General features: G+C 70.3%; 10 protein-coding genes. 6 read left to right on the top strand and 4 right to left on the bottom strand.

All coding sequences use genetic code 11. The features are described from left to right. Genes N5875_RS33275 through N5875_RS33265 form a run of 3 tightly spaced genes read right to left on the bottom strand, consistent with a single transcriptional unit; the run spans position 1 to position 2,590 of the window. Complete coding sequence (locus tag N5875_RS33275; RefSeq protein ID WP_030316736.1) at positions 1–807, bottom strand: ABC transporter permease; 807 nt, start codon at positions 805–807, stop codon at positions 1–3. Positions 808–812: 5 nt separating this feature from the next. Next, the gene (locus N5875_RS33270) at positions 813–1,577 is read right to left on the bottom strand and encodes an ABC transporter permease (RefSeq protein ID WP_318206553.1); all 765 of its coding nucleotides are present in this window, start codon (positions 1,575–1,577) and stop codon (positions 813–815) included. Further along, complete coding sequence (locus tag N5875_RS33265) at positions 1,574–2,590, bottom strand: ATP-binding cassette domain-containing protein (RefSeq protein ID WP_318206554.1); 1,017 nt, start codon at positions 2,588–2,590, stop codon at positions 1,574–1,576. The genes N5875_RS33270 and N5875_RS33265 overlap by 4 nt, the downstream gene beginning before the upstream one ends. Positions 2,591–3,171: 581 nt before the next feature. Between N5875_RS33265 and N5875_RS33260 the strand changes: the two genes are divergently transcribed. From N5875_RS33260 to N5875_RS33245, 4 genes are all read left to right on the top strand, one after another. Beyond that, positions 3,172–3,807, top strand: coding sequence for a hypothetical protein (locus N5875_RS33260; protein WP_187623683.1), 636 nt, complete (start codon positions 3,172–3,174; stop codon positions 3,805–3,807). Positions 3,808–3,904: 97 nt separating this feature from the next. Continuing rightward, the gene (locus tag N5875_RS33255) at positions 3,905–5,575 is read left to right on the top strand and encodes a DUF6801 domain-containing protein (RefSeq protein ID WP_338497909.1); all 1,671 of its coding nucleotides are present in this window, start codon (positions 3,905–3,907) and stop codon (positions 5,573–5,575) included. Between the two features lie 98 nt (positions 5,576–5,673). Continuing rightward, the gene (locus N5875_RS33250) at positions 5,674–6,618 is read left to right on the top strand and encodes a hypothetical protein (RefSeq protein ID WP_338497907.1); all 945 of its coding nucleotides are present in this window, start codon (positions 5,674–5,676) and stop codon (positions 6,616–6,618) included. A gap of 216 nt (positions 6,619–6,834) precedes the next feature. Continuing rightward, positions 6,835–8,043, top strand: a complete 1,209-nt coding sequence (locus N5875_RS33245; RefSeq protein ID WP_318206557.1) for a helix-turn-helix domain-containing protein — start codon at positions 6,835–6,837, stop codon at positions 8,041–8,043. A gap of 31 nt (positions 8,044–8,074) precedes the next feature. Here the strand turns inward: N5875_RS33245 and N5875_RS33240 are convergent, their stop codons facing one another. Then, positions 8,075–9,448: a cytochrome P450 gene (locus N5875_RS33240; RefSeq protein WP_318206558.1), complete on the bottom strand. Its 1,374-nt coding sequence runs from the start codon at positions 9,446–9,448 to the stop codon at positions 8,075–8,077. A gap of 142 nt (positions 9,449–9,590) precedes the next feature. Between N5875_RS33240 and N5875_RS33235 the strand changes: the two genes are divergently transcribed. Continuing rightward, positions 9,591–10,058: a VOC family protein gene (locus tag N5875_RS33235; protein ID WP_338497905.1), complete on the top strand. Its 468-nt coding sequence runs from the start codon at positions 9,591–9,593 to the stop codon at positions 10,056–10,058. 52 nt (positions 10,059–10,110) lie between these two features. Then, on the top strand, positions 10,111–10,755 hold the full coding sequence (locus N5875_RS33230; protein ID WP_338499335.1) for a DNA alkylation repair protein: 645 nt from the start codon (positions 10,111–10,113) through the stop codon (positions 10,753–10,755). Positions 10,756–10,804 lie beyond the last annotated feature (49 nt).

Here is a 10,804-nt window from a genome sequence, read left to right as displayed (position 1 = left end):
TCACCCCGCCACCTTCACGGTCGTGGTCGCGCCCCAGAGGGCCAGCGACAGGAAGAAGTCGGTGACGCTGATCAGCACGATGGCGTTGCGTACGGAGCGGCCGACCGCGATGCCGACGCCGGCGGGGCCGCCGGAGGCGCGGAAGCCGTAGTAGCAGTGGGCGACGATCACCATCACGCTGAAGATCAGCACTTTCAGCACCGACAGCAGGACGTCCGTCGGTGACAGGAAGAGGTTGAAGTAGTGGTCGTACGTGCCCTGGGACTGGCCGTTGAACAGGACCGTCACATAGCGGGAGGCCAGGTAGGAGGAGAGCAGGCCGATCGCGTACAGCGGGACGATGGCGACGACTCCGGCGATGATGCGGGTGGTGACCAGGTACGGCATGGAGCGGATGCCCATGCCTTCGAGGGCGTCGACCTCCTCGTTGATGCGCATGGCGCCGAGCTGTGCGGTGAATCCGGCGCCGACGGTCGCGGAGAGGGCGAGCCCGGCGACGAGCGGGGCGATCTCGCGGGTGTTGAAGTAGGCGGAGACGAAGCCGGTGAACGCCGCGGTGCCGATCTGTTCCAGGGCGGCGTAGCCCTGGAGGCCGACGACGGTCCCGGTGAAGAGCGTCATCGCGATCATGACGCCGATGGTGCCGCCGATGACGCCGAGACCGCCGGAGCCGAAGGCGACCTCGGCGAGCAGGCGTTGCACTTCCCTGAGGTAGCGGCGCAGGGTCCGGGGGACCCAGAGCAGAGCCTTGACGTAGAAGAGGAGCTGGTCACCGGAGCGGTCGAGCCAGACGAACGGGGAGGCCATCGGTCTCAGCCTCCCTTCGGCGGGACGATCTGCAGGTAGATGCCCGTCAGCACCATGTTCACGAAGAACAGCAGCATGAAGGTGATGACGACGGACTGGTTGACGGCGTCGCCGACCCCCTTGGGGCCGCCGCGGGGGTTGAGTCCCCGGTGGGCGGCGACGATGCCGGCGATGAACCCGAAGATCAGGGCCTTGAGTTCGCTGATGTAGAGGTCGGGCAGCTGGGCGAGGGCGGAGAAGCTGGAGAGGTAGGCGCCGGGGGTGCCGCCCTGGAGGATGATGTTGAAGAAGTAGCCGCCGAGCGTGCCGACGACGGAGACCATCCCGTTGAGCAGTACGGCGACCGCCATGGTGGCGAGGACGCGCGGGACGACCAGCCGCTGCACGGGCGAGACGCCCATAACCTCCATCGCGTCGAGTTCCTCCCGGATCTTGCGGGAGCCGAGGTCGGCGCAGATGGCGGAGCCGCCGGCGCCGGCGATCAGGAGGGCGACGATCAGGGGGCTCGCCTGCTGGATGACGGCGAGGACGCTGGCGCCGCCGGTGAACGACTGGGCGCCCAGCTGCTGGGTGAGCGAACCTACCTGGAGGGCGATCACGGCGCCGAACGGAATGGAGACGAGCGCGGCCGGCAGGATGGTGACGCTCGCGACGAACCAGAACTGCTCGACGAACTCCCGGAACTGGAAGGGGCGTCGGAAGACGGCCCTGGTCACTTCGGCGGCGAGGGCGAAGAGCCGGCCGGTCTGCCGCAGCGCGCCGGTGATCACGAGCCGCTCCCGGTGATCCGCTCCCGTTGGGGCAGGGTGTACGCCGCGTCGTCCCTGGCGTAGGTGTCGCGGATGGCCGCCTGGGCCGCAGGCGGCAGCCGGTCGAGCATGCCGAGGACGCGCTCCCGGCGGCGGCCGACCGCCGCGCGCGGCGGGAGGCCGGGCGAGGGTTCCAGCTGCGGGACGATGACCCGGGGCGCGGTCGGGAGGGTGGCGGGGTTGTCCAGCTCGGCGGCGAGCAGGGCCGCGTCCTTCTCCTCGGACATGCCGATGGGGCCTTCGCGGCGGCCGGCGAGGAACTGGGTGACGACCGGTTCGTCGCTGGTGAGGAGGACCTCGCGCGGGCCGAAGGTGACGAGGTTGCGCCGGAAGAACATCCCCATGTTGTCGGGGACCGTGGCGGCGATGTCCAGGTTGTGGGTGACGATCAGCATCGTGGCGTCGATGCGCGCGTTGAGGTCGATGAGCAGCTGCGACAGATAGGCGGTGCGGACGGGGTCGAGCCCGGAGTCCGGTTCGTCGCAGAGGACGATCTGCGGGTCGAGCACCAGGGCTCTCGCCAGGCCGGCGCGTTTGCGCATGCCGCCGCTGATCTCGCCCGGCAGCTTCCCCTCCGCGCCCAGCAGTCCGACGAGTTCGATCCGCTCCAGCACGATGCGGCGGATCTCGGACTCCCGCTTGCGGGTGTGTTCGCGCAGCGGGAAGGCGATGTTGTCGAAGAGGGTCATGGAGCCGAAGAGGGCGCCGTCCTGGAACATGAGGCCGAAGAGTTTCCGGGTCTCGTAGATGTCCCGTTCCGGGCTGCTCACCATGTCGACGCCATTGATGAGAACACGGCCCTGCTGGGGTTTGAGCAGTCCGATGAGCGATTTGAGGAAGACCGTCTTCCCGGTACCGGAAGGGCCGAGCATCACGCTCACCTCTCCGGCCGGCAAGGTCAGGGTCACGTCCTGCCAGATATTCTGCTTGCCGAAGGACATGGTCAGACCCTCAACGACTACTTCGATTCCCATCCCACCTCCAGCAAGCGTGCGTCGGGGGTGCGCCGCGGGCGCACGTTAAGTCGGTGCGGATCACTTGGACAAGAGGCGTGGCGCAAAATCCTTGATCCGCTCCTGTATTTGTCACCACGGAGACAAAGTCCGGGTTCGACTTTGTCTGCGCGGAGACACACGGATGGGCCGACCTGCGACTCTGGTCGTCGCCCCGGGAACGTTACGGCCGAGTAACCTCCCCCGGCAATACCGGATCCGGAGTTTTCGGCGACAGATGGCCGACGGCCGGGCATTTATCAGGCGGAAGACAATCCCATTTCGCTGCTTGTCACCGGCGAGAGCAATGCTGAATCCAGCCACCCCTGATCGATCATAATTGTCGACATTGCGCACCACGGAACCAAGGCGATTCCGGCCACCGCTCACCCGCTTGACAGGCAATTAGCCTTCTTCAAAGAATCATGGACTGCGGCATTGTTCAGCTAAGTTTCTCGCAAGTAACGTCAGGTTTCGCGGCCGAGAAATACCGGGCCGCCGGCCGCTCCCCCCACCGCGGCCGCACCCTCAGCTGGTCAATCCTCAAGGAGAGTCCGGGACCCATGAAGAAGCAGATCAGAAACTTCGCCGTCGTCGCCGGGGCGGCCACCGCCGCGTTCGCCCTGGCCGCCGGCCCCGCCTCGGCCGTGCCCTCGACGGTCTGGACCGTCACCCCGTCGCCGGTCAACATCGCCGCGACGAACAGCGGGAACATCGTGCTGAGCGTCAACGGCATCGCCATGACGTGTACGAAGTCGAACGGCTCGGGCACGGGCCAGAGCGCCACCGGCAACCCGGCGACCATCGGCTCCATCACGGCCATCGCCTTCGGCGCCACCGGGGCCCCCTGCACCAGCGTGCTGGGCAACGTGAGCACCGTCGCGACCACGCCCTGGACCCTCGTGGCACAGGACTACACCGCCGCGACCGGCGTCACCAAGGGCTACATCGGCAACGTCGACGCCAAGGTGACCGTCGGCGCCTGCGTCTTCCGCGTCACGGGCAAGGCCTCCGGCACGTACACCAACTCGACGGGCAAGCTCGCGGTCAACAGCACCTCGGGCGAGCTCACGGTCGTCTCGTCGACCAACTGCGGTGCGGCCGTCCCGGTCGGTGCCAAGCCCCTCTTCAAGGGTGACTACCTCTTCAAGCAGGCCGGCACCACGACCATCCCGACGATCGTCGGTTCCAACCCGTAAGGACGCAGAACCCCGCGTCCGCCCGGCCGGCGACCCCGGCCGGGCGGGCGCGGGCCTGTCCGCGCCCGTACACGAACGACCCCGAGCGGAGCACCAGATGAGAGGCCCACGGCCCACCCCCCGACCCTCCCGCGTCCGCGCGCGGGGTGCGACGATCGCCGCGTTCGTGGCGCTCGCTCCCCTGCTGCCGGCGGCGGCCGTCGCCGTCGGGACGCTGAAGGTCGACGCCGCACTGCCCTACGTCTGCACCCTGCCCTCGGGACAGCAGCCCGCGACGGTACGGATCACGGCGGCCTTCCCCGAACGGGCGGCCGTGGGCGAGGAGATCCGGCCCACCGACGTCACCACGACGGTGGAACTCCCGGCCGGGGCCGTGGCCGACCTCACCGCGCTCAAGGCCGCCACCGTACGGGCGGAGACCCGGCTCACGGTCGGTGTGACGCAGAACGACCAGCGTGCGGAAGCGACGTGGAGAGGCTCGGCACAGCCCGCCGGCGTACCCGCCGACGGCCCCCTCGTGCTCACCACGACCGGCGACGTGCCGACCCTGACGACGGACGCCGCCGGCGACCTGCGGCTCACCGCCGGGGGGCTCGCCGTCGATCTCGCTCCGAGCACGGCCGACGGCGTGCCCACCACCCCCGCGTCCCTCTCCGTCGTCTGTGTCCCCGGTCAGGACGCGGAGGGCCGTACGTTGCTCGCCACGGTCCCGGTCGGCGCGGGCAACGGCACCGGTGGACCGAGCATCCCTCCCGTGACGCCGACCGCCCCTCCCTCCTCCTCCGCGTCCTCGTCCGCTCCGCCTCCCTCGTCGGGCTTCCCCCTGCCGTCGTCGCCGACGGACCGGACGTTCCCCGCCCGGCCGGGAACAGCGAGCGGCGCGGGCCAGGATGCGAAGGGTCCTCAGGTCGGACAGCCCGCGGACGGGGGTCCCGCTGCCACCGACGAGGACGCGCCCGGCACCCCGGCGGCCCGGCCGGCGGCGCCGCCCTGCGTGACCGAGAAGCCGACCCCCACGTCGCTGTCGGCGTACATCACCGGCTACTCCAACGTGCGGAAACTGAACGGCGCCACGCTCATCCCGGTGTCCTGCATGCTGATCGAGCAGGGCCAGATGGAGATACCCACCACGCCACCCCCGGAGGGCGAGTTCCACTTCACCAACCTGTCACCGGGCCAGCTCTCCTACCAGGGGCGCAAGCAGACCCCGCCCTTCACCTCCACGTTCCTGACCTTCGACTTCCAGCCGGTCACGGCGACCATGGTGCTGGAGCAGACGGGTCCCATCACGATCGACACCCTGGTCCGCATCATCTTCGCCACCGGCGACAACTACCTGGAGAACACGGTCCGGGCCCCGCTCGTCCTGCGCGTCCTCGACGTCGAGGTCAACGGCGTCACGCTGGACGTGGGTCCCTCGTGCCGGACGGCGACCTCGCTCTTCTCGTCCGATCCGCAGCCTGCCAAGTACCCCGGGAAGCACCTGGTGATGGTGGGCAAGGGGAAGATCCCCCTCGGCCTGCCCGCGGAGGGTTACGTCCTCACCAGCGGCGGACCCCTCACCGGTGAGGTGACCATCCCCGCATTCACCGGCTGCGGCGCCGGCGGCGAGAACCTCGACCGGCTCCTCACCGCCTCCATCTCCGGCCCCGGCAACTACCTCAAGCAGATCCAGGGCCAGACCTGCTCCGCGGGCCTGGAGACACCCCCTCCGGACCAGTGCACCGAGGACCTGCAACCCCTCCTGGTCCCGAAGCCCGAGCGCTGAATCCACGCACCCGCACCCCCTCACCCTCGCGTACCCCGTACCCCCGGCTCCCCCGCGCGCTCCCGCTCCCCGCTCCCCCGTCAACGAAAGGCACCGTCATGCCCCTCGTCTCCTCCCGCACGCGCCTCGCCACGCTCTCCGCCCTGACGGCGCTCGGCGCCTTCGCCTCCATGGGGTCGGCGACGGCCAGTGCCCCGCAGCTGAACGGCAGTTGGGGGCCGTCCACCCGCTGCCCCGTCGACGCGGGAGCGATGCTCGCCTCGGACGGTCTCGACACCTCGCCGCAGTGCGTCGTGTCCTACTCCGCCAGCGGCACCATCAAGCTGGGCAACACCACCGTGACGACCGGGAGCACCAACCTCCAGATCGGCGTCATCCAGAACCCCGACGGCACCAGCACCGTCGCCGCCCCGGCCGGCGGCGCGCTCATCGCCGCGCCGGCCACCGTCCCCGGCGGCCTCCTCGGCCTGATGTGTCCCAGTGACATCCCGTTCATCAGCGACATCTGCCGGCAGTTGACCGACGCCAAGCTCAACAAGATCACCGCCACCATGGAGTCGGTCGGCACCCCCTCGGACTTCGACCAGATCGCGGGCGTCCTCACCGACAAGCCGATCGTGTCCATCCCGGTCCGCATCCGCCTGGAGAACCCGTTCCTGGGCAGCAACTGCTACATCGGGACGAAGGCCAACCCGATCATCCTGCGCCCGAGCAACCTCACGTCGCCCGACTTCGGCGTCGAGCGCTTCAACGGCGACGGATCCCCGAACGAGGAGGGCGACATGAGCCGCCTCAACATCCTCGGCTCCACCCAGAGCGACAAGACCTTCGCCGTCCCCGGCGCCAGCGGCTGCGGCCTCGGCTGGTTCGGCCTGATCGACGCCGCCGTCAACCTCAAGACCGGGCTGCCCTCCGCCGCCGGCAAGAACAGCCTCACCCTCAACAACACCCAGACCCACCTGACGGGCCTCTTCGCCCCGGGTCTCGCCGCCCCCGACGCGGGCAAGGTCCTCTCCCGGAACTGGCACTCTGCGGTCCGGTAACAGCCACCCAGGGTCGATTCCCGGCCTACTCGGTAAGCGCGTACCCCTCCGGCACGCCAACTCTTGCTCAACGTGTGTACAGCACACAGCAGTTGACTTAGCTTCAGCATTCCACGTAGGTACGCACCTGACGACCACGGCGGCGCCCACCACGCCAGGCTGGGCTCCGCACCGTCGCTCCCCCACCGGTCGCGTAGGAGAGCAAGGGATCGGTTCATGCCCGCAATCGCCCAGTCGCCGGACATCGGTGAACCGCTCGAACCGCTCCCCAGGGAGTTCGCCGCCCTGATGAGGCCGGAGATCCCCGGCCTCATCAAGGAGATCGGCATGGAGGTCCAGCGGACCTACCCCGTGTACGCCCATCTCTTCAACGGGCCGCACTCGGACGCGATCCGCCAGGGCGTGGAGCAGGCGCTCGCCGCCTTCGTGGAGCGGGTCGCCGACCCCGGGACGAACTCGGCCCTCCGGGACGAACTGCTCCGCAAGTTCGGCCGGGTGGAGGCCTACGAGGGCCGCGACCTCGACACCTTGCTGGGCGCCTACCGCCTCGGGGCGCGCGTCGCGCTGCGCCGGGCCAAGATCATCGGACGTACGTACAACCTCTCCCCGACCCTGATCCTCGCCTTCGCGGACGCCCTCTTCGCCTACGTCGACGAGCTGGAGGCCCTGTCCCGCGAGGGCTACGTCATGGTCCAGACCCGCGCGGTGTCCGATGTGGCCGCGCTGCGAAGACAGTTACTCCACCTGGTCGTGGCCGGCCCGCCACTGCCCCGGGCCACGATCGCCGAGCTGTGCCGGGACGCCTCCTGGCAGCTGCCCGCCGAGTGCACCCTGGTCGCGCTCCGCCCGCCGCTCGCCGAACTCGTCCAGGCCGGGCTCGACCGGGACGTCCTCGCCGACCTCGGCCTTCCCCAGCCGTATCTGCTCATCCCCGGCCCGCTCACCGCCGACCGCCTCGCGATGCTCGGCTCCGCCCTGGCCGGCACGTCCGCCGTCGTCGGTCTGACCGTGCCGCCGGCACAGGCCGCCCACTCCATCCGCTGGGCCCGGCGCGTCCTCCAGCTGATCGACGACGGCGTCGTCGCCGACGCGCCCCTCGTGCACTGCGAGGACCATCTGACAACGTTGTGGCTGCTCTCCGACCCGGCCCTGGTGGCCCAGCTCGCCCAGCGCGAACTCGCGCCGCTCGACGAGCTGTCCGGCACCCGGCGCGACCGGCTGATCGAGACCCTGCGCGTCCACATCTCCACCCGCGCCCCCGCCGAGCAGGTCGGCGAGATGCTCGGCGTGCACGCCCAGACGGTCCGCTACCGGCTGCGGAACCTGGACAGCCACTTCGGCGACCGGCTCCTCGATCCCGACCACCGGTTCGCCCTCGAAGCGGCCCTGCGCGCGCTCCACCTCGGCGGGAAGCGGACGGACTGACCCGTACGCGCGTGCGGGTACGGGCGGCCCCCTATACGGTGCGGGGCGTGAGGCGGCAGCGGGCCGGGCCCGCCGCCTGGAGGGTGATCGCGGGCGCGACGGGCACCACCTTGTCGACGGCCTCGAAGTCGTACCGCTGGAGGATCATCGCCAGGGCGATCACCGACTCCAGCATCGAGAAGTGCTGGCCTATGCACGCGCGCGGGCCGCCGCCGAAGGGGAACCAGGCGTAGCGGGGGCGGGCGGCCTCCGCCTCGGGCGTGAAGCGGTCGGGGTCGAAGCGCTCCGCGTCCTCCCAGTAGTCCGGGTGGCGGTGGGTGACCCAGGGGGCGACGATGACGTCCGCACCGGCCGGGATGGCGACACCGCCGATCCGGGTGGCGGCGACGGCGCGGCGCCCGATGACGGGGGCGGCCGGGAAGAGCCGCATGGCCTCCTTGAGGACCCGGGTGACGTACGGCAGCGCGTCGAGGTCCGCGGCGCCGGGGGTACGGCCGGCGAGGACCCGGTCGACCTCCTCGTGGGCCCGCTTCCGCTCCTCCGGATGGAGGGCGAGGAGGTGGAGGGCGAAGCCGAGGGAGGTGGCGGTGGTCTCGTGGCCGGCGAGCAGGAAGACGAGGACCTGCTCGCGCAGCTCGGTCGCGTCGAAGCTGCCGTCCTCGGCGCTCTCGGCCTCGACGAGGAGGGTCAGCAGGTCCTGGCCGTCTCCGGGGGCCCGGCCGGAGCTCCGGCGGTCGGCGATGATGCGGTCGCAGACCTCGTACAGCGCCCGGTGGACGGTGGCGGCGCGGCGGTTGCCGGGGGTGGGCCAGTCGCGGGGGACGTTGAGCGGGGAGTAGCCGCGGCGCAGCACGTAGGCGCCGACGTCGGGGAAGCTGTTCTCGACGATCTCGACGGCCGCGTCGACGTCCGTGCCGAAGAGGATGCGGGCGACGGCGCGCAGGGCGAGGCGGGCCATGTCCTGGAGGACGTCGACGGAGGCGGCGTCGGCCTTCCGCCACTCCTCGGTGAGGGTGGTGACCTCGGCGGCGATGGCGGCGGCGTAGCCGTCGACCCGGCGGCGGGTGAAGAGCGGCTGGACGAGCCGGCGCTGGCGGAGGTAGTCCTCGTCCTGGCTGGTGAGCAGTCCGTTGCCGAAGGACTCGCGGACCTCCTGGTAGAAGGCGTTGTCCTTGCGGAAGTTGGCCGATTCCCCGGCGAGGACCTGCTGCGCGCCCTCGGCGGAGAAGACGCCGTAGACGGTGGCGCGGATTCCGGGCGGCCCGGCGGATATCCGTACGACGTCGCCGTGGTCGCGGCGGGCGCGGAGGAAGGTGCCCAGGGAGTCGTTCTTGAGGTCGAACATGGAGCCGAGCAGGGGAAGTCCCGCGAGTTCGGGCGCTTCGGTACCGGTGGTGATGGCCATGAACGGTTCCCCTCGATCGTCACCTGACGGCTGATTGTCCCGCAGCGGGTGACTACCGGGTAGGTTTGCTCGAACAGTGGACCGAATCTGGCCTGTTGGCTCGAACGGGGCGGCCGTCAGTGGTGTCTGAGAGGCTCGCCGTATGGAGCGACCCGAGATGACCCTGCAACTGACCATCGACTGCGCGGACCCGCAGCGCCTGGTGCCGTTCTGGCTGGAGGCCCTGCGCTACGTCCCCGATCCGCCGCCCGAGGGCCACGCCACCTGGCGGGCGTACTGGGAGGCGGTCGGCGTCCCCGAGGACGAGCTGGGCGAGGGCGCCGGAGAGCTCCCGGAGTCCATCGTGGACCCGAAGGGGATGGGGCCCCGGGTCTGGTTCCAGCACGTCCCCGAGCCGAAGACGGTCAAGAACCGCGTCCACCTGGACCTGAAGGTCGGCGGCGGCCGAGGGGTGCCGCTCGCGGTGCGCCGCGAGCGGGTGGACGGCGAGGTGACGCGACTCACGGCCCTCGGCGCGACGATCCTGTACACCATGGACGAGCCGAACGGCATGGACTACTACGCGGTGGTCCTCCAGGACCCCGAGGGCAACGAGTTCTGTCTCGTCTGAGGAACAGGAGAGCGAGGTGACCGAGGTGACCGAGGTGACGGTGGCCGAGGTGATGGACGAGCTGGCCGCGCTGGAGGACCCGAAGGCGCGCGCGGTGAACGAGAGACACGGTGACGACCACGGTGTGAACCTCGGCAAGCTGCGCGCGCTCGCGAAGCGACTGAAGACGCAGCAGGACCTCGCGGAGCGGCTCTGGGAGACCGGCGACACCGCGGCGCGACTGCTGGCGCTCCTGATCTGCCGCCCGAAGGCCTTCGGGCGGGACGAGCTGGACTCCATGCTGCGCGGGGCGCGCACGCCCAAGGTGCAGGACTGGCTCGTGAACTACGTGGTGAAGAAGAGCCCCCACGCCGAGGAGCTGCGCCTGGCGTGGACCGCCGACCCGGATCCGGTGGTGGCGAGCGCCGGCTGGGCACTGACCACCGAGCGGGTCGCGAAGAGACCTGACGGACTCGACCTCGACGGACTGCTCGACGTCGTCGACGCGGAGATGAAGGACGCCCCGGACCGTCTGCAGTGGGCGATGAACCACTGTCTGGCCCAGATCGGGATCGAGCACCCCGAGCAGCGCGCCCGGGCGCTGGACATCGGGGAGCGCCTGGAGGTGCTCAAGGACTACCCGACGCCGCCGGGCTGCACGTCCCCGTTCGCACCCGTGTGGATCACCGAGATGGTGCGCCGCAAGGAAGGGGCGTAGCGCGGTCCGGGCCGGCCGGCTCCGCGGCGGGTCGGAAGGGTGGGACCCA

This window comes from Streptomyces sp. SJL17-4, from assembly GCF_036826855.1.
In the GTDB taxonomy this organism is placed as follows: domain Bacteria; phylum Actinomycetota; class Actinomycetes; order Streptomycetales; family Streptomycetaceae; genus Streptomyces.
This window is presented reverse-complemented; position numbering and strand designations above follow the sequence as displayed.

Coding starts and splice junctions, on each gene's coding strand:
- N5875_RS33240 (WP_318206558.1), bottom strand. CDS start 9,448: ATGGCCATCACCACCGGTACCGAAGCGCCCGAACTCGCGGGACTTCCC.
- N5875_RS33275 (WP_030316736.1), bottom strand. CDS start 807: ATGGCCTCCCCGTTCGTCTGGCTCGACCGCTCCGGTGACCAGCTCCTC.
- N5875_RS33245 (WP_318206557.1), top strand. CDS start 6,835: ATGCCCGCAATCGCCCAGTCGCCGGACATCGGTGAACCGCTCGAACCG.
- N5875_RS33265 (WP_318206554.1), bottom strand. CDS start 2,590: ATGGGAATCGAAGTAGTCGTTGAGGGTCTGACCATGTCCTTCGGCAAG.
- N5875_RS33260 (WP_187623683.1), top strand. CDS start 3,172: ATGAAGAAGCAGATCAGAAACTTCGCCGTCGTCGCCGGGGCGGCCACC.
- N5875_RS33235 (WP_338497905.1), top strand. CDS start 9,591: ATGGAGCGACCCGAGATGACCCTGCAACTGACCATCGACTGCGCGGAC.
- N5875_RS33230 (WP_338499335.1), top strand. CDS start 10,111: ATGGACGAGCTGGCCGCGCTGGAGGACCCGAAGGCGCGCGCGGTGAAC.
- N5875_RS33255 (WP_338497909.1), top strand. CDS start 3,905: ATGAGAGGCCCACGGCCCACCCCCCGACCCTCCCGCGTCCGCGCGCGG.
- N5875_RS33250 (WP_338497907.1), top strand. CDS start 5,674: ATGCCCCTCGTCTCCTCCCGCACGCGCCTCGCCACGCTCTCCGCCCTG.